Annotated in this window: 23 protein-coding genes; 15 read left to right on the forward strand and 8 right to left on the reverse strand. The window is 72.0% G+C overall.

From position 1 onward, the window contains the following. Nucleotides 1–3 precede the first annotated feature (3 nt). A complete protein-coding gene (locus tag WBG79_RS16580) occupies nucleotides 4–1,239 on the reverse strand; it encodes a ubiquinone biosynthesis hydroxylase (protein ID WP_337358295.1) in 1,236 nt (411 codons plus the stop codon). 134 nt (nucleotides 1,240–1,373) lie between these two features. Here WBG79_RS16580 and tesB point away from each other — a divergent pair, with 134 nt between their 5' ends. From tesB to gluQRS, 7 genes are all read left to right on the forward strand, one after another. Continuing rightward, nucleotides 1,374–2,255 (forward strand): acyl-CoA thioesterase II, encoded by an 882-nt coding sequence (gene tesB, locus WBG79_RS16585; protein ID WP_337358296.1) that lies wholly within the window; start codon nucleotides 1,374–1,376, stop codon nucleotides 2,253–2,255. A gap of 348 nt (nucleotides 2,256–2,603) precedes the next feature. After that, nucleotides 2,604–2,942, forward strand: a complete 339-nt coding sequence (locus WBG79_RS16590; protein ID WP_337358297.1) for a P-II family nitrogen regulator — start codon at nucleotides 2,604–2,606, stop codon at nucleotides 2,940–2,942. A gap of 24 nt (nucleotides 2,943–2,966) precedes the next feature. After that, entirely contained in the window at nucleotides 2,967–4,385 is a 1,419-nt protein-coding gene (locus WBG79_RS16595) for an ammonium transporter (RefSeq protein WP_337358298.1), read from the forward strand. Between the two features lie 261 nt (nucleotides 4,386–4,646). Further along, a complete protein-coding gene (locus tag WBG79_RS16600) occupies nucleotides 4,647–5,906 on the forward strand; it encodes an aminotransferase class I/II-fold pyridoxal phosphate-dependent enzyme (RefSeq protein ID WP_337358299.1) in 1,260 nt (419 codons plus the stop codon). A gap of 11 nt (nucleotides 5,907–5,917) precedes the next feature. Further along, nucleotides 5,918–8,845 (forward strand): FtsK/SpoIIIE family DNA translocase, encoded by a 2,928-nt coding sequence (locus tag WBG79_RS16605; protein ID WP_337358300.1) that lies wholly within the window; start codon nucleotides 5,918–5,920, stop codon nucleotides 8,843–8,845. Nucleotides 8,846–8,970: 125 nt separating this feature from the next. Then, nucleotides 8,971–9,654 (forward strand): outer-membrane lipoprotein carrier protein LolA, encoded by a 684-nt coding sequence (locus WBG79_RS16610; RefSeq protein WP_337358301.1) that lies wholly within the window; start codon nucleotides 8,971–8,973, stop codon nucleotides 9,652–9,654. A 331-nt stretch (nucleotides 9,655–9,985) separates the two neighbouring features. Further along, nucleotides 9,986–10,864, forward strand: coding sequence for a tRNA glutamyl-Q(34) synthetase GluQRS (gene gluQRS / locus WBG79_RS16615; protein WP_337358302.1), 879 nt, complete (start codon nucleotides 9,986–9,988; stop codon nucleotides 10,862–10,864). 4 nt (nucleotides 10,865–10,868) lie between these two features. Here the strand turns inward: gluQRS and WBG79_RS16620 are convergent, their stop codons facing one another. Further along, nucleotides 10,869–11,828, reverse strand: coding sequence for an AEC family transporter (locus tag WBG79_RS16620; protein ID WP_337358303.1), 960 nt, complete (start codon nucleotides 11,826–11,828; stop codon nucleotides 10,869–10,871). A gap of 89 nt (nucleotides 11,829–11,917) precedes the next feature. Here WBG79_RS16620 and WBG79_RS16625 point away from each other — a divergent pair, with 89 nt between their 5' ends. Further along, nucleotides 11,918–12,343 carry a response regulator gene (locus tag WBG79_RS16625; protein WP_337358304.1) on the forward strand — a complete coding sequence of 142 codons (426 nt, stop codon included), beginning with the start codon at nucleotides 11,918–11,920 and terminating at the stop codon, nucleotides 12,341–12,343. Nucleotides 12,344–12,442: 99 nt separating this feature from the next. Further along, nucleotides 12,443–13,618, forward strand: coding sequence for a GNAT family N-acetyltransferase (locus WBG79_RS16630; RefSeq protein WP_337358305.1), 1,176 nt, complete (start codon nucleotides 12,443–12,445; stop codon nucleotides 13,616–13,618). Nucleotides 13,619–13,625: 7 nt separating this feature from the next. On the opposite strand, the gene WBG79_RS16635 is transcribed toward WBG79_RS16630, so the two are convergent. Next, the gene (locus WBG79_RS16635) at nucleotides 13,626–14,717 is read right to left on the reverse strand and encodes a DUF2125 domain-containing protein (protein ID WP_337358306.1); all 1,092 of its coding nucleotides are present in this window, start codon (nucleotides 14,715–14,717) and stop codon (nucleotides 13,626–13,628) included. A gap of 84 nt (nucleotides 14,718–14,801) precedes the next feature. Continuing rightward, on the reverse strand, nucleotides 14,802–15,632 hold the full coding sequence (locus WBG79_RS16640; protein WP_337358307.1) for a hypothetical protein: 831 nt from the start codon (nucleotides 15,630–15,632) through the stop codon (nucleotides 14,802–14,804). A gap of 149 nt (nucleotides 15,633–15,781) precedes the next feature. On the opposite strand from WBG79_RS16640, the gene WBG79_RS16645 reads away from it, so the two are divergent. Then, complete coding sequence (locus tag WBG79_RS16645; RefSeq protein WP_337358308.1) at nucleotides 15,782–16,369, forward strand: septation protein A; 588 nt, start codon at nucleotides 15,782–15,784, stop codon at nucleotides 16,367–16,369. Between the two features lie 7 nt (nucleotides 16,370–16,376). Here WBG79_RS16645 and WBG79_RS16650 read toward each other — a convergent pair whose 3' ends face one another. Further along, nucleotides 16,377–17,015 (reverse strand): 2-hydroxychromene-2-carboxylate isomerase, encoded by a 639-nt coding sequence (locus WBG79_RS16650; protein WP_337358309.1) that lies wholly within the window; start codon nucleotides 17,013–17,015, stop codon nucleotides 16,377–16,379. An 81-nt stretch (nucleotides 17,016–17,096) separates the two neighbouring features. Here WBG79_RS16650 and WBG79_RS16655 point away from each other — a divergent pair, with 81 nt between their 5' ends. From WBG79_RS16655 to WBG79_RS16665, 3 genes are all read left to right on the forward strand, one after another. Beyond that, nucleotides 17,097–17,903, forward strand: a complete 807-nt coding sequence (locus WBG79_RS16655) for a phosphatase PAP2 family protein (RefSeq protein ID WP_337358310.1) — start codon at nucleotides 17,097–17,099, stop codon at nucleotides 17,901–17,903. A gap of 91 nt (nucleotides 17,904–17,994) precedes the next feature. Continuing rightward, nucleotides 17,995–19,221, forward strand: coding sequence for an argininosuccinate synthase (locus WBG79_RS16660; RefSeq protein ID WP_337358311.1), 1,227 nt, complete (start codon nucleotides 17,995–17,997; stop codon nucleotides 19,219–19,221). A gap of 107 nt (nucleotides 19,222–19,328) precedes the next feature. After that, nucleotides 19,329–19,568: a hypothetical protein gene (locus WBG79_RS16665; protein ID WP_337358312.1), complete on the forward strand. Its 240-nt coding sequence runs from the start codon at nucleotides 19,329–19,331 to the stop codon at nucleotides 19,566–19,568. Here the strand turns inward: WBG79_RS16665 and WBG79_RS16670 are convergent. Genes WBG79_RS16670 through WBG79_RS16680 form a run of 3 tightly spaced genes read right to left on the reverse strand, consistent with a single transcriptional unit; the run spans nucleotide 19,556 to nucleotide 22,700 of the window. Beyond that, complete coding sequence (locus WBG79_RS16670; RefSeq protein ID WP_337358313.1) at nucleotides 19,556–21,001, reverse strand: MFS transporter; 1,446 nt, start codon at nucleotides 20,999–21,001, stop codon at nucleotides 19,556–19,558. The two genes, WBG79_RS16665 and WBG79_RS16670, sit on opposite strands and share 13 nt — an antisense overlap. Then, a complete protein-coding gene (locus WBG79_RS16675) occupies nucleotides 20,998–21,426 on the reverse strand; it encodes an aconitase X swivel domain-containing protein (protein ID WP_337358314.1) in 429 nt (142 codons plus the stop codon). Before WBG79_RS16675 ends, WBG79_RS16670 begins: the two co-directional genes overlap by 4 nt. Further along, the gene (locus WBG79_RS16680) at nucleotides 21,423–22,700 is read right to left on the reverse strand and encodes an aconitase X catalytic domain-containing protein (RefSeq protein WP_337358315.1); all 1,278 of its coding nucleotides are present in this window, start codon (nucleotides 22,698–22,700) and stop codon (nucleotides 21,423–21,425) included. The genes WBG79_RS16675 and WBG79_RS16680 overlap by 4 nt, the downstream gene beginning before the upstream one ends. Nucleotides 22,701–22,851: 151 nt before the next feature. Here WBG79_RS16680 and WBG79_RS16685 point away from each other — a divergent pair, with 151 nt between their 5' ends. Together WBG79_RS16685 and WBG79_RS16690 are read left to right on the forward strand one after the other, a co-directional pair. Beyond that, the gene (locus WBG79_RS16685) at nucleotides 22,852–23,772 is read left to right on the forward strand and encodes a dihydrodipicolinate synthase family protein (RefSeq protein ID WP_337358316.1); all 921 of its coding nucleotides are present in this window, start codon (nucleotides 22,852–22,854) and stop codon (nucleotides 23,770–23,772) included. Continuing rightward, entirely contained in the window at nucleotides 23,769–24,443 is a 675-nt protein-coding gene (locus tag WBG79_RS16690; RefSeq protein WP_337358317.1) for a GntR family transcriptional regulator, read from the forward strand. Before WBG79_RS16685 ends, WBG79_RS16690 begins: the two co-directional genes overlap by 4 nt. Nucleotides 24,444–24,477: the final 34 nt, after the last annotated feature.

The raw sequence follows: 24,477 nt of genomic DNA on the forward strand, positions 1-24,477 counted from the left end.
CGGTCAGATGGGCTCGCCGCGCAGGAGCCTCGGCATGTCGCCGCCGATGCCGGCCGCCTCGCGGATGAAGCGACGCTTCAGGGCCGGAAGGCGGTCGACGAGGCCGAGGCCGATGTCGCGCACCACCCGCAGGGGCCCGAGGTCGTTGGAGAAGAGGCGGTTCAGCACGTCGGTGACGACGCCCATCTCGAAGGCATCGAAGCGGCGCCAGCGCTCGTAGCGGGAGAGCACGTCGAGGGCTCCGGGGTCCTGGCCGAGGCGGCGCGCCTCGACGACGACCTCGGCGAGGGCCGCCACGTCGCGGAAGCCGATGTTGAGGCCCTGGCCGGCGATCGGGTGGATGCCGTGGGCGGCGTCGCCGCAGAGCGCGAAGCGCGGCTTGACCCAGGCGCGGGCGAGGGTGAGGCCGAGCGGATAGGCGTGCCGCGGGCCGGCCTGCCGGAGGGCGCCGAGGTGGCGGCCGAAGCGGCGCTCCAGCTCGACCGAGAAGGTGAAGTCGTCGCCGCGCACCAGGCGGTCGGCCTCGTCGCGGCGTTCCGACCAGACCAGCGAGGAGCGGTGGCGACCGGCCGCATCGTCCGGCAGAGGCAGGATCGCGAAGGGGCCGGAGGGCAGGAAATGCTCCTCCGCCCGGCCCTCGTGAGGGCGCTCGTGCTCGATGGTCGTGACGATGCCGGACTGGCCGTAGTCCCAGTTCACCGTACGGATGCCGGCGAGATCGCGCAGGCGCGAACGCACGCCGTCGGCGGCGACCAGCAGGGCGGCGTCGAGGCGGGTGCCCGAGGCGAGGCGGAGTTCGGCGGCGCTCGTCTTCAGGGTGAAGTCCGCGACCGAGTCGGGGGCGAAGAGGACGACCCCGGCCGCCTCCGCGGCATCCAGCAGGGCGCCCACCATGGCGGCGTTCGGCACCATATGGGCGAAGGGCTCGCCGTCCTCGAGACGGCCGCCGAAGGTCAGGAAGACGGGGCGGACCGCGTCGGAGACGCGCGAATCGGTGACGACCATGTCGAGGATGGGCTGCGCCTCGGCGGCGATCCGGCTCCAGACCCCGAGCCGCTCCAGCATGGCGCGCGCGGCGGCGGCGATCGCGGAGGCGCGGCCGTCGCGGCGGATCGCCTCGCGCGGCTTCGGCTCGACCACCGCGACGGCGAGGCCCGGGTCGGCGCTCTTCAGCGCCAGGGCGAGCGACAGGCCCACGTAGCCGCCCCCCGCGACGACGACATCGAACCGTTCCGGCATGGTGCTCTCCTCCAGGTCGCGCCCCTCATAGCACTTACGCGTGCGGACGGCACCCGGACGGGGGGCACGGTCTCGACGGCGGCGCGGGCCTCGTCTAACTCTCGGGCTCCGCCCCCGGCTCCCCGCGAGGTCCCATGCCGACAGCTGTCGAGACCCTCATCGAGACGCTCGACCTGGAGCCCCTCGAGGTGAACCTCTTCCGGGGGCGCTCTCCGCAGGTGGGCTGGCAGCGGGTCTTCGGCGGGCAGGTGATCGGGCAGGCGCTGGTGGCGGCCACGCGGACCGTGGAAGGCCGGCCGGTGCATTCGCTGCAGGGCTATTTCCTGCGGCCCGGGGATCCGGCCGTGCCGATCGTCTACCAGGTGGACCGGATCCGCGACGGCGGCAGCTTCACGACGCGGCGCGTGCTGGCGGTGCAGCACGGCGAGGCGATCTTCTCCATGTCGGCGTCCTTCCACCGCGCCGAGGCGGGCTTCGACCACCAGATCCCGATGCCCGAGGTGCCGCAGCCGGAGGACCTGCCGAGCGAGAAGGACCTGCTGGCGAGCGTCCTGCAGGACGCGCCAGAGACCGTGAAGCGCTACTGGCAACGGGCGCGGGCGATCGAGCTCAGGCCGGTGGATCCGCGCCATTACGTCAGCCGGGAGAAGCTGGCCCCGAGCCAGTATGTCTGGGTGCGGGCGACCGGGCCGATCCCGGACGTGCCCGGGCTCAGTGCGGCCGTGCTCGCCTACGCGTCCGACCTGACCCTCCTGGACACCGCGCTGTTCGCCCATGGGCGGTCGGTGTTCGACCGCGACCTCAAGCTCGCCAGCCTCGACCACGCGATGTGGTTCCACCGCCCGGTCCGGCTCGACGACTGGCTCCTCTACGCCCAGGACAGCCCGTCGACCTCGGGCGGCCGCGGCTTCAACCGCGGGTCGCTCTACGACCGCAACGGCGTCCTGATCGCCTCGACGGCGCAGGAGGGGATGGTGCGCCGCACCGTCCCGAAGGACGACTTGCCTAATCGGTGATCACTGGCAGTCCCGCAGGATCGGCCGGGACGTTGCGTCCCTTGCAGTGTATCTGAGCATTTTTTGGGCACTCGATTGGGACCGTGACGGGGATGCCCTCCGCAGTCCCGATCTCTCTGCCGCCTTTTTAGGCATGTTTGGGCACGGTCTGCGTCTCCGACGTATCCGCGGACCCGAATTCGAAAGTCACGCCAACGATTTGAGCCGCATCGGCGAAACTGGCACGGACCTTGATTCCACAGCTACCACCGGAGGCAGAGCGCTCAGCGGATCGGTCGCCGAACTCAATCCACGGCGCCGGGCGCCGGAGTGGCCCGCCCGGCGGGCGCAGGAAACGGGAAAGACCAGATGAAAATCGTGATGGCCATCATCAAGCCGTTCAAGCTGGACGAGGTGCGCGACGCCCTCACCACGATCGGCGTGCAGGGGCTGACCGTGACCGAGGTCAAGGGCTACGGGCGGCAGAAGGGGCACACGGAGATCTACCGCGGCACCGAATACGCGGTGAGCTTCCTGCCCAAGATCAAGATCGAGGTGGCCGTGTCGTCCGACCAGGTCGACAAGGTGGTCAACGCGATTTCATCCGCCGCCAAGACCGGCCAGATCGGTGACGGCAAGATCTTCGTCTACGGAATCGACCAGGCCGTCCGCATCCGCACGGGCGAGACTGACGTCGAGGCGCTTTGAGACATCCTAAGGAGTAAGTTGCAGATGACTCTCGTCCGCTCCCTCGACCGGATCTCGTCGGCCGCCAAGGCCGCGTCCGTGTCCGTCGGCGTCCTCGCCCTCTCGACCGCCGCCGCCCTGGCGCAGGCCGCCGCCGAGACGCCCGCCGCCGCGGCGCCCAACATCAACAAGGGCGACACGACCTGGATGCTGGTCTCCACCATCCTGGTCGTCATGATGACGGTCCCCGGCCTCGCCCTCTTCTACGGCGGCCTCGTCCGGGCCAAGAACATCCTCTCCGTGCTCATGCAGGTCTTCGTCGGCTTCAGCCTGATCTCGATCCTGTGGGTCGTCTACGGCTACTCGCTCGCCTTCACGGGCGCCGGCACGCCGGGCGACGCGACGGCGCTCACGCCCTTCATCGGCACTCTCGACAAGATGATGCTGAAGGGCGTCGGCATCGACGCGGCCGCGGAGACGTTCACCAAGGGCGTCTACATCCCGGAGCTGACCTTCGTCATCTTCCAGCTCACCTTCGCGGCGATCACCCCGGCGCTGATCATCGGCGCCATCGCGGAGCGGATGAAGTTCTCGTCCGTGCTCGCCTTCCTGGTCCTGTGGTTCACCTTCTCGTACCTGCCGATCGCCCACATGGTGTGGTGGTGGGGCGGCCCGTCCGCGCCGGCCGACTCGCCCTCGGGCTTCCTCTACGGCATGGGCGCGCTCGACTTCGCCGGCGGCACGGTGGTGCACATCAACGCGGGCATTGCGGGCCTCGTCTGCTGCCTCGTGCTGGGCAAGCGCATCGGCTACGGCAAGGACAACATGGCGCCGCACAACCTGACGCTGACGCTGATCGGCGGCTGCCTGCTCTGGGTCGGCTGGTTCGGCTTCAACGCCGGCTCCAACCTGGAGGCCAACGGCCTGACCGCCCAGGCGCTCCTCAACACCATCGTGGCCACGGCGGCCGCGGCGCTCGCCTGGATGTTCGTCGAGTGGATGACCAAGGGCCATCCGAGCCTGCTCGGCGCGGTCTCGGGTGCCGTCGCTGGCCTCGTCGCGATCACGCCGGCCGCGGGCCTGGCGGGCGCGGGCGGCGCCATCGTGCTCGGCGCGGTGGCGGGCGTGGTCTGCCTCTGGGCGGTGGTCTCGCTCAAGGCGATGCTCGGCTACGACGACAGCCTGGACGTCTTCGGCGTGCACGGCGTCGGCGGCATCGTCGGCGCCCTCGGCACGGCCGTGGTGGCGGCGCCGTCGCTCGGCGGCTTCGGCGTCGGCGAGTACACGATCGCGGGCCAGTTCGTCACTCAGGTCAAGGCGGTCGCCGTCTCGGTCGTCTGGTCGGGCGTGGTCTCGCTGGTCGCCCTGATGGTGGTCAAGGTCCTGTTCGGGCTGCGCGTCAGCGAGCAGGCCGAGCGCGAGGGCCTCGACATCGCCACCCACGGGGAGCGTGCCTACAACTGAGCCGTCGGTTCCCTCGCGCTGCCGGGTCCTCCTCCCTCCGGTCCGCGATGACGGCCACTTCACCCCGGACGGTCTTCCGTCCGGGGTTTTTCTTTGCGTGCGGGCCGTTGCTTGCGGGTCACCGGCCACGGCGCTACCCCTGGACCGCGGCGCCCGCCCGTGTTCGCGAATTCCTCGTCGATGCGGCAAAGCCGACCGGCTTGGTTAACAGCCCCTTTACCCGTCCGCCTTAGCCTCACCTCGAACAAGGTCCCCTTGCCCATGTCCGCGTCCGGTCCCGTTCCGACGACCTCCCCTGCCGCCGGCCGTGCGGTGTTCGCCTCGCCGTTCCAGCGGCTGAACGATCTCGTGGCCGGGATCCAGCCCGGCAAGCCGCCGATCGTGATGGCGGTCGGCGAGCCGCGGCATCCGGTGCCGGGCTTCGTGGGGCCGGTCCTCGCCGGCGAGATCGACGGCTTCGGGCGCTACCCTGCCATCAAGGGGACGGACGCGTTCCGGGCGGCGGTCGCCGGCTGGCTCGGCCGGCGCTACGGAATCGAGGGGCGGATCGATCCGGCCACCATGGTGCTGCCGCTCAACGGCTCGCGCGAAGGCCTGTTCTTTGCGGCGCTCGAGGCGCGCATGTCGACCGCCAAGTCGGTGCCGAACCCCGCCATCCTGGTGCCCAACCCCTTCTACCAGGCCTATGCGGCCGGCTGCGTGGCGGCGGGCTGCGAACCCGTGCTGGTGGCGGCCGGCGCGGCGACCGGCTTCCTGCCGGACCCGGACGCGCTCGACCCGGCGCTCCTCGCCCGCACGGTCGCGATGTTCTTCGCCTCGCCCGCCAACCCGCAGGGGGCGGTGGTGTCGCGCGAGGGCTGGCAGAGCCTGATCGAATTGGCGCGCCGGCACGACTTCGTGCTGCTCGCGGACGAGTGCTACTCCGAGATCTACCGGGACCGGCCGCCGGCGGGCGTGCTCGAAGCGGCGGCCGCGATGGACGGCGGCTTCGACCGCGTGGTGGCCTTCAACTCGCTCTCCAAGCGCTCCAACCTGCCGGGCCTGCGCTGCGGCTTCGCGGCGGGCGACCCGGCCTTCCTGCAGCGCTGGGCGGCGTTCCGAAACATGGCGGCCCCGCAGGTGCCGAACCCGGTCCAGGCCGTGGCCGTCGCGGCGCTCGCCGACGAGGTCCACGTGATCGAGAATCGCCGGCTCTACAACGCCAAGTACGAGGCGGCCGAGCGGATCCTCGGCCCGCGCTTCGGCGCCGTGACGCCGCCGGGCGGCTTCTTCCTGTGGCTCGACGTGGGGCACCTGGCGGCCGACGGGCGGGACGGGGGCGAGAACGCCGCCCTGGCGCTCTGGCGGGAGGCGGGGGTGCGCACCGTCCCGGGCGGCTACCTGGCCGCCGCGGGCCCTGACGGCCGCAACCCGGGCGCGGACTTCCTGCGCGTCGCCATGGTGGACGACCTCGCACTCACCGAGGAGGGGCTCCGCCGCATCGCGGCCGTGCTCGCCCCGCCCGGACATCCTTCGGAATGAGGAAGCACGACATGCGGTCATCGAGAACCGACGCCGGCAGCCTGACGGCGGATACCGACCTGAGGCAGATGCTCACCCGCAACGTGGCGGGCCTGTTGGGCGTCGGCGTGATCGGGGCCACGGCGGCGGTCGCGACCGCGCTCGCCACCTGGTCGGTGACCGACCCCAGCTACAGCTACGCCACCCAGGCGCCGGCCCGGAACCTGCTCGGCTATCCGGGCGCGGTGGTGGCCGACCTCGCCATGCAGCTCGTCGGGCTCGCCGCCACGGTGGCGCTCCTGCCGGCGCTCGCCATCGGCTGGCGGCTGCTCGCCCGCGGCGGCGCGGAGATGACGCGCGGCCGCCTGGTCGCCTGGTGCGGCGGGACGCTCCTCACCGCCGCGGCGCTGGCGGGCCTGCCGGTGGCGCAGGGCTGGCCGCTGCCGGTCGGGCTGGGCGGCGTCATCGGCGACATGATCATGCGACTGCCGGTCGCGCTGGCCGGCTCGGTCGAGTTCGGGCGCTTCCTCGGCCTCCTCGGCTTCGGGGCGGCGGCGATCCTGGCCAACGCCGTGGCGATCGGCTGGAGCCGGGTGCCCGGGCGGGCCAGCCCGCGCGACCGGGCGCTCGCCCGGGACTTCGACGACGAAGAGGACGACGGCGAGGAGAGCCGGTTCATGCCCCTCGCCATGCTGCACCACTGGGTGCTGGTGGCGCGCGCCAACCTGATGCGGCTCGTCGGACGGCGCGGCGGCTTCCTGGACGCGCGGCGCTACGGCGCCCCGCTCGGCGCGATGCTGGCCCGGCGGGCGCCGGACGCTGCCGTGGAGGACGACGAGGAGGCCTATCGCCCGGTCGCCCTGCGCGGGCGGCCGCCGCGGCTGGAGCCGGGCTTCGCACCGGAGCCGGCGCGCCGCGCCCCTGTGGCCCCGGAAGCCGTCTACGAAGACGACGATGTCGACGACGAGCCGGAGCCGGAGCCCATCCGGCGGCTCGAGCCGACCGTGCGCGGGCCGCGCATCGAGATGCCACGTCCCCTGCGCGGGCCCGCGTCGCGCATCGGGCGCGACGAGGAGCGCTGGGAGGGACCCGAGGCTGCGGAGGACGAGGGGCCGGAGGCCTACGACGAGGCGCCGCCGGTGCGCTTCGCGCCGCGCGACGACAGCCGCGTGGCCCGTCAGCCGGAGCCGCGCTTCGAGGAGCCGGTGGAGGACGACGAGGAGGATTCCTACGAGGCGCCCCAGCCCTCTCCCGGGCTGCCGAGCCGGCCGCAGGCGCGCCAGCCGGTCGCGAAGCCGCCGGTCGCCCGGCCGCTGGCCGCCGAACGCGCCGGCGCGCCGGGGCCGGGGGCGGACAAGCGGGTGCCGGTCGACCAGATGTACGGGCCGATGGCGCAGGTGAAGCGCCCGTCGCGCGAGACCGAGCGGCACGAGCGGCCGGACGGGGCGCCCTATCAGTTCCCGCCGGTCTCGATCCTGGCCGAGCCGCGCCGGACCGGCCCGGCCGCCGAGCTCTCCGAGGACGTTCTCGAGGGCAATGCCGGCATCCTGGAGGGCGTGCTCGACGACTTCGGGGTGAAGGGCGAGATCATCCACGTGCGGCCCGGTCCGGTCGTCACGCTCTACGAACTCGAGCCGGCGCCGGGCGTGAAGTCCTCGCGGGTGATCGGGCTCGCGGACGACATCGCCCGCTCCATGAGCGCCATTTCGGCCCGCGTCGCGGTGGTGCCGGGCCGCAACGTGATTGGTATCGAGCTGCCGAACCAGCGACGCGAGACCGTCTACTTCCGCGAGATGATCTCCTCGCAGGACTTCGAGACGACCAAGCACAAGCTGGCGCTCTGCCTCGGCAAGACGATCGGGGGCGAGCCCGTGATCGTCGACCTCGCCCGCATGCCGCACCTGCTGGTCGCCGGCACGACCGGCTCGGGCAAGTCGGTCGCGATGAACACCATGATCCTGTCGCTGCTCTACCGGCTGACGCCCGAGCAGTGCAAGCTGATCATGATCGACCCCAAGATGCTGGAACTGTCGGTCTACGACGGCATCCCGCACCTCCTCACCCCCGTGGTGACCGACCCCAAGAAGGCCGTCATGGCGCTCAAGTGGGCGGTCCGGGAGATGGAGGACCGCTACCGCAAGATGTCGAAGCTCGGCGTGCGCAACATCGACGGCTTCAACGCGCGGGTCGCGGAGGCGAAAGCGCGGGGCGAGGTGCTGACCCGCGAGGTGCAGACCGGCTTCCACCGCCAGACCGGCGAGCCGATCTACGAGCAGGAGCAGCTGGCGCTCGACCCGCTGCCCTACATCGTGGTCCTGGTCGACGAAATGGCGGACCTGATGATCGTCGCCGGCAAGGAGATCGAGGGCGCGATCCAGCGTCTCGCCCAGATGGCGCGCGCGGCCGGCATCCATATCGTGATGGCGACGCAGCGGCCGTCCGTAGACGTCATCACCGGCACCATCAAGGCGAACTTCCCGACCCGCATCTCCTTCCAGGTCACCTCGAAGATCGACAGCCGCACCATCCTCGGCGAACAGGGCGCCGAGCAGCTGCTGGGGCAGGGCGACATGCTCTACATGGCCGGCGGCGGCCGCATCCAGCGCGTTCACGGGCCCTTCGTGGCCGACGACGAGGTCGAGAAGGTGGTCGTCCATCTCAAGCGGCAGGGCAAGCCGCAGTACCTGGAGGCGATCACGGCCGGGGAGGAGGAGGTCGACGAGGCCGGGGCGGGCGACGAGGGCAGCCTCGAGGATTCCAAGGACCTCTACGACCGCGCGGTGGCGGTGGTGCTCAAGGACAAGAAGGCCTCGACGTCCTATGTCCAGCGCCGCCTGCAGATCGGCTACAACCGCGCCGCCTCGCTGATCGAGCGGATGGAGAAGGAAGGCATCGTGGGGCCGCCCAACCACTCGGGCAAGCGCGAGATCCTGATCGGCGGCGGGGGCGGCGACGGCTGAAGGGCCGCGAGGCCACCGTCTCGCCATGGGGAGCGCGTAGAAGAGCGGCCGACTTTGGTGGAGAATGCCCTGCCGCGCGCGCCCGATTCGGACGCGCCCGCCTCCGCCTGACGAGGAGACGATCCATGGTCCAATCTTCCGTGCGCCTCGCCGGCCTCGCGCTCGCCCTGGCGCTCATCCCCGGCGCCGCCGGCGCGCAGTCCAAGGTGGAGGTGCCGTTCTCGCTGAACCCCTTCTCGAGCAGCACGCCCGCGGTGCAGCCGGCCAAGCTGTCGCCGCCCCAGAAGGAGGCCGTCCAGGGGATCAACAAGTACTTCAACGCGATCCGGACGATGTCCGGGTCCTTCGTGCAGTTCGGGCCGGACGGCCAGCGCACGGAGGGGCAGTTCTACCTCGCCAAGCCGGGCAAGATCCGCTTCCAATACGCCAAGCCCGCCACGCTCGAGATCGTCGCCGACGCGACCGACGTGGTCGTCAAGGACCGCAAGAACCAGACGCAGGACCTCTATCCGCTGTCCAAGACGCCGCTGCGCTTCCTGCTCGCCGACCAGCTCGACCTGACGTCGGAGGCCACGGTGACCCGCGTCTCGGTGGAGCCCGACCTGGTGTCGATCGTGCTCGAGCAGTCCACGGTCTTCGGCGACGGCCGGCTCACCATGGTGTTCGACCGCAAGACCAGCGATCTCAAGCAGTGGACGGTGACGGACGCGCAGGGCTACGACACGTCGGTGGCGATCTACAACACGGTCGTGAACCAGCCGGTCGACGAGAAGCTCTTCAAGATCGACCGTACGCGCATCCTGCAGTGAGGCCGGCGACCCGGAGTCAACAAGAAGGGCCCCGCGGGGCCCTTTAGGTTTCGACCTCTGGCGTCGAATAATGGGGGTCGTGTCTTCGGAAGGCTCGGCCCGGCAGCCTCCGTCCGGGGGGCTGGGGGGCTGAATAAACCGGTCAGAACCACCGGGCCGATCCATCCGAAGCCATGGTGGGATCATCCGGAGTCAAGGTGGCCCGGCCTGGGCCGGAATATGGCGAAAGCTTGAAATCGAAGAAGCCACCCAAGTCGAGATGCGGCCACGTCTTGAGAGGCGCCGACGGCACCCGGGACGAATGCATCCGGCATGTCAGGATCGGGCCAAGGTGAGCCGGCCGGTCTTCCGCTTCGCGCCGAGCCCGAACGGCGAGCTGCACCTCGGGCACGCCTATTCGGCGCTCGTCGACTACGAGGCGGCGCAGGCGGCGGATGGGCGCTTCCTGCTGCGCATCGAGGACATCGACGTCACGCGTTGCCGGCCGGACTACGTGGAGCGGATCTTCGAGGACCTCGCCTGGCTCGGGATCCGCTGGGAGGAGCCGGTGCGCCGCCAGTCGGAGCATTTCCAGGACTACCGGGCCGCGCTCGGGATCCTGCAGGACCGGGGGCTCGTCTATCCGGCCTTCCTGTCGCGGGGGGAGATCAGGGCGCGGGTGGAGGCCGCGGAGGCCGCCGGCCGGCCCTGGTCCCGCGACCCGGACGGGGCACCGCTCTACCCCGGCGACGACCGCGCAATGGAACCGGACCGGGCGGCGGCGCTGATCACCGCGGGGCGACCCTTCGCGTACCGCCTGCGGATGGCCGAGGCGCTGGCAACGGCCGGCGGGCCTCCGGTCTTCCGGGAACACGGATCGGGGCCGGCGGGCGAGACGGGCGTGGTCGCGACCGATCCGGCCCGGTGGGGGGACGTGATCCTGGCCCGCAGGGAGATCCCGACCAGCTATCACCTCTCGGTGGTGGTGGACGATGCCGCGCAAGGCGTGACCCACGTGGTGCGCGGGCAGGACCTCTTCCATGCCACCTCGGTGCACCGGCTCCTGCAGGTCCTGCTCGGACTGCCGGCGCCGGTCTACCGGCACCACCGGCTGATCGTCGACGAGAACGGCCGGAAGCTCTCCAAGTCGCAGCGCGACACGAGCCTGCGGGCGCTCCGCGAGGCCGGTGCCCGGCCGGAGGACATCCGGCGGATGGTCGGGCTTGCCTGAGCGGTCAGGGGCGGGCGAGGTCCAGCCAGAAGGTGACGGAGAAGACGGCGAGTGCGGTCGACAGGCCGATGATGTTCGACGCCGTGCCGTGCGCGACGTTGAAGCGGACGGCGAACAGGTAGGCGTTGACGCCGGCCGGACAGGCGGCCGAGACCGTCAGGACCGAGACCCAGAGCGGCGGGAGATCGAAGACCCGGGAGGCGACGAGGTAGACGACGGCCGGCATCAGCAGGAGCTTGATCGCGATCACCGGGAGGGCGAGCCGCAGTTCGCCGAAGAGCCCGTAGCGGCGGAGCCCCACGCCGAGCGAGAAGAGGGCCGCGGGGAGGGCCGAGGCGCCGAGCTGGTCGACGATGGTGCGCGGCAGGCCTTCGAGCGGCAGCCCGCCGGTCCGCCAGGCCGCGGCCAGCACCAGGGCGATGATCAGCGGGTTGGTGGCCAGGTTGCGGCCGATCGCCTTCAGCACCTTCGGAACGTCGACCGGCCCCTGCTGGCCGCCGTCGATCCGGATCGCGCGCTCGGTCAGGAGGGTGCCGGCGACCATCATGATCGGCAGATGCACCGAGACGAGCATGAAGAGCGGTACGGCGCCGGCTTCGCCGAAGGCGGAGACGATCAGCGGCGTGCCGACGATGACCAGGTTGGAGAAGGAGCCGGAGACGCCGGCGATCACGCCTTCGGTGCGCGACCGGCCGTAGAGGCGGTGGGCGACGACCGCGCTGAGGCTCCAGGCGACGAGGACGCCGCCGAAGTAGGAGATCCACAGCGGCCAGGGCGAAAGCGGCGGGAAGGTCGCGGTCGCCAGCGTGCGGAACATCAGGACCGGGATGCCGATCACGTAGACGAATTCGCCGAGCCCCTCGCCGACCACGTCGCGGACGACGCCGAGCTTGGACGCCGCGAAGCCGATCGCGATCAGCCCGAAGACGGGCAGGACGGTGGTGCCTGTCTCGGCGAAGGTCATGGGTCTTCCGGTGTCTCGAGGGAGGTCTCGTGGTCCCGGTTTAGCGAAGACTTAAACGGAGGGCGATACGGTCGGCGGGGCGATCAGGCATGCAGGAGGACGAGCGGGTGCCGCGGGTCGACAGGGACACGCCGCCGCCGGGCGGCGCGATGCGGGTGCTGGCCGTCGAGGACCACGAGATCGGGCGCCGGCTGCTCGCCACCCTGCTGGAGAGCTTCGGGGCGGCCTGCACGGTCGCCGGATCGGCCGAGGAGGCCGTCGAAGCGGCCGGCAAGTCGGCCTACGACGTGGTGCTGATCGACCTCGGCCTGCCGGACGGCGACGGCGAGGGTTTGGCGCGGCGGCTCTCCGGAGAGGCCGGCACGGCCGGCGCGGCGCTCGTCGCCGTCACGGGACGGTCCAGGCCGGATCGCCTGCCGAGCGTCTTCGCGGACTGGCTGGTGAAGCCCTACAGCGTCCGGGAGCTCTACCGGACGGTCCTCGAGGCCCGACCCGCCCTGGCCGCCGGGGCCTGAGGCCTTCCCCGGCCTGACACCCGATCCGGCACCCTCCGGTCTTTTTCCAATCTTAACAGCCGGCCGGTAGGATCCTGCGGGCAGAACCGGAGTCCCCCCTTGGCCCTCGCCGTCCCCGCGACCCCGCCCCCAGGCGCCGAAACCGTCGAGATCATCCGGTCCGCCGACGCCGGGGTCCTGGTCGAGGACTGGCGCCGCCTCGCGGCCGGGGCCGGGGAGCCGAACGTTTTCCTCACGCCCGACTTCCTGCTGCCGCAACTCGCCTGCTTTGCTCCCTCGGCCGAGATCGCGACGGTCCGGTCGGCCGACGGCCGGCTGGTCGGCCTCGCGCCGGTCGTGGCGGGCCGCCTCGCCTCCGGGCTCACCGGGGCGGTACCGACGCTGTGGTGCAACGAGTATGCGCCGCTCGGCACGCCGCTCGTCGCCGCCGGCGCGGAGGAGACCTTCTGGACGGCGATCCTGCAGTATCAGGCCACCCGGGCGAACGTGATCGCGGTTCGCGACATGCGGCTCGACGGTCCGGTCTTTCGGGCTCTGGAGGCGGTGGCCGACCGGGCGGGCCAAGCGCTCCACATCGCCGGGCGGCACGCGCGGGCGGCGCTCGCCGGCGGCGAGGACTGGGACACCTATGCGGCGCGCGCCTTCGACCGGAAGCGACGGAAGGAGACGGCCCGGCTCTGGCGCCGGCTCGCCGAGCGCGGGGACGCGTGCTCGGACGTGGTGACGGCGCCCGACGCGGTCCGGGAGGCCTTCGAGGCCTTCCTGGCCCTGGAAGCCTCCGGATGGAAGGGGCGCGCCGGGACCGCCATGGCGGGGCTTCCCGAGGTCGCGGCCTTCGCGCGGGCGGCAATCGACGGACTGGCCGGTCAGGGGGCGGTGGCGATCGACCGCATCCGGCTCGACGGGCGACTCGTGGCGGCGGTGGTGCGGCTGTCGAGCGGCGGGCGGACCTGGCCGTGGAAGACGGCCTTCGCGGAGGACCTGGCCCCGGCCTCGCCGGGCGTGCAGGTGATGATCGCGGCGACCGAGCGGCTGTTCGCGGTGCCCGGCTTCGCGGGCGCGGACAGCCTAGCGACGGCGGACCACCCGATGATCGATCCCCTCTGGCGCGACCGGATCGAGATCGGCACCGTGGCGGTTGACCTCGGCGGCATGCTGCCGCGCGCCCGGCTGGTTGCCGCCGACGTCGCCGGGTGGCTGGCGCTGCGACGCGCGGCCCGGCGGGGCCTCGAGATGATGGCGCGCGAGATGGGGCGCCTCGGGCTCGGGAGCTGATCGGGCCTCAGCCCTGCGGCGGCCGGAACAGGGGCGGCAGGCGGCCGAGCGGCGCGGCGCCGAGCTTCATGCGGCCCTGCTCGATCACGAAGTCGATCGAGCGACCCGGCACGGGCCCCTCCTTCACGGGCTTTCCGAAAAGCAGGAAGCCGCTCGCCATGACGGCGAGGTCGGCCGGCGGCGAGGCCCCGGTCGCCTTGGGGTCGTTGACGGACTCGAGCCCGGTGGCGACGAGCTTGAGCATGCCGGTCAGCAAGCCGGTCTGCTCCAGCGCCATGGCGCCGCGGCCCTCCACGGCGAGCTTGCCGGAGGCGAGGCGGATCGAACGGATGTCGAGGCGGCCGTCGTTGGCCGCCCAGGCGGCCAGGAAGGCAGGCAGGCCGGGTTCAGCCTCGGGCGGCAGGCGGACGAGCTCGGTATCGGCCGTGAGGTCCACGGCCTCGGGCCCGATGCGGCGGCCGTCCACCACCAGGCTGCCGGCCCGGATGTCGGCCGCGAGGTCGAAGCCGGCGTCCGGGGTTTCCGGGCGGCCGTGGATCTCGGCGTGGGTCGCCTTGACGGCGACGCTCTGGAGGCCCGGGCCTTCGAAGCGACCGTCGAGGCCGTCGACCGCCAGGGACGCGCGCGTCAGCACCCCGTCGGAGAAGCGCAGGCTCGCCTGGAGGAGGCGCCAGGAGGCGAGGAGCGTGCCGCCGCGCGGGTCGGTGGCCGTCCCCGGCCCGTCGAATTCCAGGATGATGTGGTTCGGCCGGTACAGGAGGGCGACGCCGCGGCCCGGGCCGAGGTCGGCGGTGGCGCCGGACCGTCGGTCCTCGACGGTGAAGCGCGCGCAACGAAGTTCCAGGCGGAACGGGTAGCCGACAATCGACCGGTCGGCGCAGCCGAGCACGAGGCCGTTGTCCGCCAGGGCGGCCAATTGGGTTTCGACCGCTTCCGCCAGGGTCTGGCGCGCATAGGCCCAAACGCCCGACCAGATCGCCACGGCGGCGATCACCAGTCCGGCCAGCAGGCCGAAGCGGCCCCGGCCCTTGGGTCGCACGCCGCCCGGCGCGGGGTCGCCCGCCGGGGCGGGAGCCGTGGGTCCGGTGCTGTCCGTCATGCCGCGCGCCTCTCAGATCGTCGCCTCCCGCCGGAGGCTCGCGTTCCCTTGCTGCCCGGGGATTGGGACAGTTCGGAGGCGCGGTCAAGGGACCGGGCGAAGGCGCGGCCGGGCCGGCGATCGCGCGGGGACCTTCAGGGCCGCCGCCAGGTCCGGGTAGCCGCGGGCCTCGTGGACGAGCGTGTGGTCGGGCCCGTCCTCGCCGAGGGGGGCGAGCGCCCAGTCCCAGCGTTCGTCCGTCGGCGGCAGGTCGAGGCCGGGGACGAGGTCGAGCCGCTCGAGGGTGCGCCCGGCGCGGTCCTGGGTTCGGCAGCAGGTGTCGGTGAGGAGGCAGACCCGGGCGGGCAGGCGGCGGAGGCCGTCCCAGTGGGCGGCGAGGATGCGGCGTTCGAGGTCGGCGGGCAACGCGGCCTGCGAGCGGCCGCGGGCGAGCGCCGCGCGCGGCCCGAGCGGGAGCTGGCTCAGGCAGTTGGCGGAGACCACGAGGTCGATGTCCGGGTCCTCGGCGAGGGCCGCCAGCGGGTCGGCGACCCGGTCGGAGCGGCCGAGCAGGAGATCGGTCGTGCCGGTCAGGTCCCGGTGCTCGAAGCGCAGGTTGCGCAGGCCGCTGAGGCGCCAGCGCACCGGGGCGAGATGGACGACGTCGACGAGGACGAGCGTCTCGAAGGCTGCGGCCAGCCGCTCGACCGGCACGTCGCGGCAGAGGCCGGAGCCGAGCACGACCGCCTTGCGCCGGCGCGGAAGGTCCGCGACGGCGCGCTCGACCACGGCCCGGCAGCGGGCGTAGTGGGGCGCCCAGGCGGCCGCGCAGCGGGTCGCGCGCGACCAGAGGCTGACGGCGGCGGAGAGGTGGCCGAGCCGACGGTGGTCGGCCGGACAGGGGCTCGCGACATAGAGGGCGAGTTCGGCGAGCAAGGGCGGGTGTCCGGGTCGATGGTCGGGGCGAGACTAGGCGATTCGCGCCGGACGCCGAAGCGGCCGGCCGGCGCATCGGCGGCGGGTGGTTGCCGGGGCGCGCTGGGTTTCCTACCATGGTGCAACGCACCCCGTGACCGCGAGACCCGATGACCGAGACCGCGCCGCCGCGCAAGGCCCTGCCCACCTGGGCGAAGATGCTGATCGACTTCGGTCCGCTCGTCGTCTTCTTCGTGACCTACAACCGCACCGAGATCTTCACCGCGACCGTGGTGTTCATGGTCGCCACCGTGGGGGCTGCGGTCGCGTCCTGGGTCGCGACCCGGCACGTGCCCGTCATGCTGGTGGTGACACTCGTCATCGTGCTGGTGTTCGGCGGCCTGACCATCTACCTGCACGACGAGCGCTTCATCAAGGTGAAGCCCACGATCGTTTACACGCTCTTCGCCGTCGTGCTGCTGGGCGGGCTGGCCTTCGGCAAGTCGCTGCTCGCCAAGGTCTTCGACTTCGCCTTCACGATCACGGAAGAGGGATGGCGCAAGCTGACGCTCCGCTGGGGCCTGTTCTTCGTCGTGATGGCGGCGGTGAACGAGATCGTCTGGCGCAATTTCGCAGAATCGACATGGGTCAGCTTCAAGCTCTTCGGCTTCCCGATCATCACGTTCCTGTTCGCGATGAGCCAGGTGCCGCTCATCCAGAAGCACACGGTCGACGACGAGGCGCCCGGGACGGACTAAAGGCGGCTCAGCCGCGACGCGAGGGACCGGGCGCGCGGGCGGCCCAGGCCAGCGCCGCCTCGAGCCGGTCGTTGCCCCAGAACAGCTCCCCGTCGGCGGTGACGAAGCTCGGGGCGCCGAAAAGGCCGAGGCGCTGGGCCTGCTCGGTCTCGATCTTCAGGCGGTTCTTCACCGCCTCGTCGGCGCGGGCGCGGGCGATCAGCGGGGCAGGGTCGAGGCCGAGGCCGGCGAGGACGGCCGACAGGGTCTCGGGCTTGGAGATGTCGCGGCCCTCGCCGAACTCGGCGGTGTAGACGGCGCGCGTGAAGGGGGCGATCCAGCCCGCCTCGGCGCCGATCAGGGCGAGGCGGGCGGCGAGGAGGCCGTTCTGGGGAAAGGGCGAGGGGCGGCGCAGCGGCACGCCCATGGCGCCGGCGAGCCGCTCCATGTCGCGCCACATGTAGCGGCCCTTGGCGGGATAGAGGTTGAAGGGCGAGGTATTCCAGCCCTGCGCGGCGAAGATCGGGCCGAGCAGGAAGGGACGCCAGGTGACCACCACGCCGGCCTCCTCGGCGGCGGCCTCGATGCGCTGGGCGGCGAGGTAGGAATACGTGGAGGCGAATTCGTACCAGAAGTCGAGCGACGGCGTCGGGGTGGATGACGGCATGGGCCCTCCTGGCCGATTCGCGCGTTACGGGTCTCACTCTGGCCGAAGCCTACGCCACCGTGAACATGTGCAGGAGCCCTTATGGGACACGACCGACCCGCGCCGCACGCGGCGGACCAGCCCGAATCCCGCCGCAGATGGCTGTCCAGGGTCGAGGAGCGCCCACTCCTCGCCGCATTGCTGCTGACCGGGACGCTCTCGCTCCTGTTCGTGCTCGTGCCGGAACTCGACCGGGCGGTGACCGGGCTCTTCGTGGTCGACCGGCATTTCCCGGCGGCCGACAATCCCTGGCTGATCGCGCTGCGGCTGGCCGGCCGGATCGTCACCCGGTTGGCGGTGGCCGTGCTGGTGGTCCTGTTCCTCGCCAAGGTGTTCGCTCCCGCACGCGTGAGCGCCCTGGAGATCCGTCGGCTTCTGTTCCTGGCGGGGTCGATGGCGCTCGGTCCGGGGCTGATGGTCAACCTGGTGCTCAAGGAATACTGGGGTCGGCCGCGGCCGCGCGATACCGACCTGTTCGGGGGCACGTTCCCGTTCGACATCCCGTGGGACTGGCGGGGCGGGTGCCTGACGGACTGCTCCTTCCCGTCCGCGGAAGCCTCCGCCTCCTTCTGGCTGGTCGCGGTCGCCTTCGCGGTGCCGGTCGCCTGGCGGCGGCGGACCGCGATCGCGGCCTTCCTGTGGGCCCTCGTCATCTCGGTGAACCGGATCGCCTTCGGGGGCCACTACCTCTCGGACGTGCTGCTCGCCTGGTCGCTGACGCTCCTGGTCATCCTGGGCGTGCGGGAGATCTTCCTGGTCCGCATGGGCCCTAACGCGGGGGCGCGGCTCGAACGGCGGCTCGCCGCCTTCGGGGCCCGCGTCACCGGTCGGCCACCGCCGCCGGGGTAGGGGAGGCGTGCAGGTTCCCCCTCTTCACCTCGCGTCCGGTTCCGGCTAAGAGTGCCGCCGCATTCTCCTCCCCCTAGCAGGACAGACCGCGATGGCCGCCCGTGACGTCAAGAAGGTCGTGCTCGCCTATTCGGGCGGGCTGGACACCTCCATCATCCTGAAGTGGCTGCAGGTCACCTACGGCTGCGAGGTGGTGACCTTCACGGCCGACCTCGGGCAGGGTGAGGAACTGGAGCCGGCGCGCAAGAAGGCCGAGATGCTCGGCATCAAGGAGATCTTCATCGACGATCTCCGCGAGGAGTTCGTGCGCGACTTCGTGTTCCCGATGTTCCGGGCCAACGCGGTGTACGAAGGCCTGTACCTGCTCGGCACCTCGATCGCCCGGCCGCTGATCGCCAAGCGGCAGATCGAGATCGCCCGGGCGGTCGGCGCCGACGCGGTCTGCCACGGGGCGACCGGCAAGGGCAACGACCAGGTGCGCTTCGAGCTCACCTACTACGCTTTGCAGCCGGACATCACCGTGATCGCGCCCTGGCGGGAGTGGGACTTCAAGAGCCGCGAGGCGCTCCTCGACTTCGCCGAGAAGAACCAGATCCCGATCGCCAAGGACAAGCGCGGCGAGGCGCCCTTCTCGGTCGACGCCAACCTGCTGCACTCCTCCTCGGAGGGCAAGGTGCTCGAGGATCCCTGGATCGAGCCGCCGGAATACGTCCACATGCGGACGATCTCGCCGGAGGCCGCCCCCGACAAGGCGACCGAGATCGAGATCGTGTTCGAGAAGGGCGACCCGGTGGCGATCGACGGCGTCCGGATGTCGCCGGCCACGCTGCTCACCCGTCTCAACGAGCTCGGCAAGGCGAACGGCATCGGCCGGCTCGACCTGGTGGAGAACCGCTTCGTGGGCATGAAGTCGCGCGGGGTCTACGAGACGCCGGGCGGCACGATCCTGCTGCAGGCGCACCGGGGCATCGAGTCGATCACCCTCGACCGCGGCGCCGCCCACCTGAAGGACGAGCTGATGCCGCGCTATGCGGAGCTCATCTACTACGGCTTCTGGTACGCGCCCGAGCGGGAGATGCTTCAGGCGCTGATCGACAAGAGCCAGGAGATGGTCTCCGGGACGGTGCGGCTGAAGCTCTACAAGGGCAACGTCACGGTCACCGGCCGGAAATCGCCCTACTCCCTCTACGACCAGGACCTGGTCACCTTCGAGGAGGGCAAGGTCGCGTACGACCATCGCGACGCCGCGGGCTTCATCAAGCTCAACGCCCTCCGGCTGCGCACGCTCGGCAAGCGCCGGATGCGCGAGGGCGGCTGACCACCCCGCCGGCGCCCCGGCCCGCGCACGCGGTCGTGACGGGAACCGGGGCGGCGCGTGCCGCGTTGCACCTCCTGAAAGCCACGTGTCATTCGGGAGATATACCCATGCGCAACGCGATTCTCGCGACGACCCTGCTCGTTTCGCTGTCGGCCGTGACGGCCGCCGACGCCCAGGAGCGGCGGATCACCGGGGCGGCCATCGGGGCCGGCGTGGGCGCTGTCGTGGCGGGTCCGCCCGGCGCCATCGCGGGCGGCGCGGTCGGCGCCTATGTGGGCGGGCCGAAGGTGACGACCCGCGCCCGGACCCACTGCTATACCCGCAACGGCAAGCGCTACTGCCACTGAGCCGGGGCGCGCCGGCCCGCCACGCCGGCCAGAAACCAGAGCCCGACGCCGAAGAAGCCGATGAGCACGGAGGCGCCGGCGCGCTGGCTGCCGGTGAGGTCGGTCACGAGCGCGACCCCGAGCGGTCCGAGGAAGCTCGTCACCTTGCCGGATAGCGCGAAGAGCCCGTAGTACTGGCCGATGCGATCCTGCGGCGCCAGGCGGGCGAGGAGCGTACGTGCGCCGGCCTGAAGCGGGCCGGCGGCCATGCCGATGACGCAGCCGAGCAGGACGTAAAGGCGCTCCGGGGTCGAGGCGAAGAGGCCGTCCCCCGGGGAGGGGCCCGCGGCGGCCACGACGAAGAAGATGTGGTCGGCGTCGATCGAGACGATCAGGACGGCGGTCGCGATCAGGATGGCCAGCGCGCCGCACACCACCGGCTTGGAGCCGAAACGGTCGTCGAGGCGTCCGCCCAGATAGGCGCCGATCGAGCCGGTGATCGTCAACAGGATGCCGAAGATCCCGATCTCGATGGTGGCCCAGCCGAAGACGCCGGCCGCGTAGATTCCCCCGAAGGCGAAGAGGGCGCCGAGCCCGTTCATGGCGATCATGTTGCCGAGGAGGAAACGCGCCATGTTGCGCTCCTCGGCCAGCAGGGCGCGGCCGGTTTTCTTCAGGGCGGCCATGCCGCGGGTGGCGGCCTCGCGCAAGGGGAGGCCCGACGGCGGCACGTCGGGCGTGAAGACGAGCATCGGCAGCACGAAGATCAGGAACCAGACGGCCGAGAGGGGCCCGGAGGCCCGGTCGCCCGCCGAAGCGGCGGGGTCCAGGCCGAGGGCGGGCGGATGGCCGAGCAGGGTCCGGCCGGTCTCCGGATCGGCGGCGAGGAAGCCGAGGGTGAGGGCGAGGCTGACGAGGCCGCCGACATAGCCGCAGGCCCAGCCGAGGCCGGACAGGCGGCCGAGGCGTTCCTGCGGGACGAGGCCGGGCATCATGGCGTTGTTGAAGACGGTCGCGAACTCGGCCCCGATCGTGCCGAGCACGAAGGCGCCGAGGGCGAGCGTCACGGCGGCGGGTGCGCCGGGGGCCGCCCACCAGAGGGCCACCGACGAGACCGCCATCAGGAGGCCGAAGCCCATCACCCAGGGCTTGCGGCGGCCGCTCGCGTCCGCGATGGCGCCGAGGACGGGGGACATGAGGGCGATGACCAGCCCGGCGGCCGCGGTGGCATAGCCCCACAGCGCCTGGCCGTCGGCCGGCGTCGGCGCGAGGCGGGCGGCGAAGTAGGGGGCGAACACGAAGGTCGTCACCAGCGTGAAGAAGGGCTGCATCGACCAGTCGAACAGGACCCAGCCGGCGATGCCGGCCGGACCGGCATGGCGCAGCGGAGGGCCGGCGGGCGCCGGGTCCGCGGGCAGGGGCGCGGCGCTCGCGGGCGTGGTCGTGTCGTTCAAGGCTCGGCGCCTCCGGGCTCGAGGTCCGTGACGAGCCCCTGCGCGTCGATGGCGAGGCGGCCGGGCAGGCCGGCGAGGGCGGCGGCGGGCAGGGCGTAGACCGGCGGATGGGGAAGGCCCATCTCGCGCGCCACCAGCACCCCGAGAACCAGGATGGCGTCGACCGAGCCGAGGACGAGGGCAGCGGGGGCGCGCCCGGCATGAATCAGTTCGAGCATGATGGAGCTGGACGAGGAGGAGCCCCGAGTCTCGGGCACGGCCAGGATGCGGCCGGCGACCGAGCGGCCGTGCTCGGGGTGGCGGACGTCGGTGATCGTGCCCGTGGCCGGGTCGACCCCGCCCCAGAAGCTGAGCGGCGCCGTCAGGCGCAGGACGTCGCCGACGGCGGTCCCAGGTACGAGGACGTCGAGGCGCAACGCCGTCATCGCCACAGCGCCTCGTCGCGGACGAGCCGGCCCGCGACCGCCGTCTCGACGCAGTCGGCGAGGCTGCCGTAGAGGCTCGCCCAGCCGGTGTTGGCCGGGGCGTAGTGGGCGAACTTGCCGGAGTTGGTCATCAGGACCTTGCCGCGGCCTGGCTCGATCTCCGGCAGGATCGGGGCGACCACCACGCAGGTGTCGACGACCGGGATCACGCCCGCAGCCTCCAGTGGGCCGGCACGGCCCTCCTTGCGCATACGGCCCCAGACGTGGCGGCTCGTGCAGGCGTATATCGGCAGGATTGCGCGGCGGCCGGCGAGGAGGCCCTCGAGGGCCGCGAACTCGCCCTCGGACAGGTGTGGGCTGCCGATCGCGATCGCGTCGGGCCGGTCGGCCGAGGCGGCGGTCGAGAGCGCGTCGCGGGCCTCGCGGATCATGACGGGCGTGACGGTGACGGTCTCGTCCGCGGGGCCGCCTTGCAGGGCGGCGGCCAGGGTCGGGGCTTCCGGGGTCGACCCGACGGCATGGAACAGCGCGACCGCGCCGGAGGAGGCGGCGGCGGCGCCGAGCGCCTTCAGGCGGTCTTCCGGGACGCCGGGCGGCAGTCCGTCGATCGCCGCGACGGCGGAGCCCGCGAGCTTGCCGACCAGGCTGCCGAGGACCGGGTAGAAGGCCTCCTCGGCCTTGAGGGCTTCGGAGAGGCCGGAGACGTCGACGACCAGGCGGGCGCGCCGGTTCTCGTCGCGATGGAGGCCGGTCCAGGGGGCGTGGGCGGTCAGCGCGCAGCAGATGTCGAGGAAGTCGCCGAGGCGGTTGGTGCGCGCGCCGAGGACCGAATTGGCGAAGGCAACCGCGTTCGACTCGCCCCAGGCCACGTGCGCGCCGAGGGCCGGGCGGTGGCCCGCCTGGTAGGGGGCGCAGGTCCAGGTGCGTCGGCCGCCAAGCGCCTCGTAGGCCGCGACCATGCGGGTCGCCATCGTGCGGGCGTGGTCGGGGAAGCGGACCCGGCCGGCGTGGAGCAGGTCGAGCGCCCCGACGTTGAGGGTGGTCGGGACGGCGACCCGGCCCCCGCCGGCCACCAGCGCCTCGGCGAAGAGCACGCCGGCGTCGCCATGATAGAGGCAACCGTCGATATGCGCGGAGGCCACGGGAACCAGCCGGTCGGCGCCGAGGAGACGGGCCGTCTCGGCCAGGATGCGGGCGGCGGTCGCGGCGGCCGGGCCGTCGGTCCCGGACAGGGCGCGGGACAGGGCGGTGGCGATGGGGCGCGGTTCGGTCATCGCGGCGCATCCTGGCCAAGCCGCTCCCGGGCCGCAAGGGGCGCCGCCGCCGGCGGCCGTCGAGTCCGACCGGCGGAAGGGTGGCCCAGGCGGAGTCGCCGCGCCCGACTTGACGGGGAGCCGCTTGCCAGCCTAGCCTGTACCTAGTGACATGTTACAGCGCATTCAGGTGGAGTTCCTCGTGGCGGACAAGCAGCGTTTCGGCCTTTCCTGTGCCCTCGTGACCCCCTTCGGGGAGGACGGAGCGGTCGACCTTCCCCGGCTCGCCCGCCACGCGCGGAGCGTCGTGGAGCGCGGCTGCGACACGGTCACGCTCTACGGGACGACGGGCGAGGGCGCGGCCATCGGGATCCGGGACCGGGAGCGGATGGCCGGCGCGGTGATCGCCGGCGGGGTTCCGGCCGGCCGGCTCTATGCCGGCGTCGCCTCGGCGGTGCTCGACGACGCGATCGAGCAGGGGCGGATCGCGCTCGGGCTCGGGATGCGGGGACTGCTCGCGGCGCCACCCTTCTATTTCAAGGGCGTCGACGACGAAGGCCTCTATCGCTGGTTCTCGGCCTTCATCGAAGGCCTCGGCGCGTCCGCCCGCGAGATCGTGCTCTACCACATCCCCTCGATGACCGCCGTCGGCCTGTCGGTCGATCTGGTCGGGCGGCTCAAGACGGCCTTCCCGGGAGTGGTGACGGCGGTGAAGGACTCGGCCTCGAACTGGGAGGGCACCCAGGCCTTCCTGGCGGCGCATCCGGACCTGCAGATCCTGGTCGGAGACGAGCGGCTCCTCGCCAAGGGGGTCCGGGCGGGAGTGAGCGGCTCGATCAACGGGCTCTCCAACATCGCGCCGGAAATCCTGCGGCCGGTGATCGACGAGGGCCGGGACAGCGAGACGGTGATCCGGCTCGTCACCGCTATCGTCAAGCACCCGGTCATGGCGGCCACCAAGGCGCTGGCGGGCCACGTCCACGGCGACCCGGGCTTCGGGCCCATGCGGGCGCCGCTGCGGGCTCTGACGGCCGGCGAGCGGGCCGAGCTCGTCGCGGCCTACGAGGCCATCATGGCGGAGGCCAGGGGATGACGCCGACCCGGGCCGCGCGCGAGGGCGCCGAGCCCAAGCTGCGCGAGAAGGCCTACCAGAGCTTCACGGAGCGACTGCTCGCGCGCGAGATCAAGCCCGGGCAGTTCGTCTCCCAGCGCGAGCTCGTGGAGATCACCGGCCTGCCGCTCGGCGCGATCCGCGAGCTGGTGCCGCGGCTGGAGGCCGAGGGGTTGATCCGCACGGTGCCCCAGCGCGGCATGCAGGTCGCCCACGTGGACGTCGACCTCATCCGCAACGCGTTCCAGTTCAGGCTCTTCCTGGAAAAGGAGGCGACGGCGCTGTTCGCCGCGGCGGCGAGCGACGCCCTCATCGCGTCGATGCGGGACGCGCACGAGGGGATCGTCGCCCGCGCCCGGGCCGGGGGCGACCCCGACCTCGTGCCCGACGCCGAGGAGGTCGACCGGGTGATGCACCAGACCATCGTCGACCACCTGGACAACGACATCATCTCGAAGGCCTTCCGGGTCAACTGGATCAAGATCAAGCTGATCCGGCGGGACGAGACGCGGCTCTACCAAGGCATGATCCTGCCCGTGATGGGCGACCACCTGCGGGTGATCGACGCCCTGGAGGCCCGCGATCCGGCGGCCGCCGTCGAAGCCATCGCGGCCCACATCACCAACGCCCGGAACCGGGCACTCGACCTCTGAGGCGGCGCGCCCGCGCAACGCCCGGACAACCAGC

The organism is Prosthecomicrobium sp. N25 (assembly GCF_037203705.1).
In the GTDB taxonomy this organism is placed as follows: Bacteria; Pseudomonadota; Alphaproteobacteria; order Rhizobiales; family Ancalomicrobiaceae; genus Prosthecodimorpha.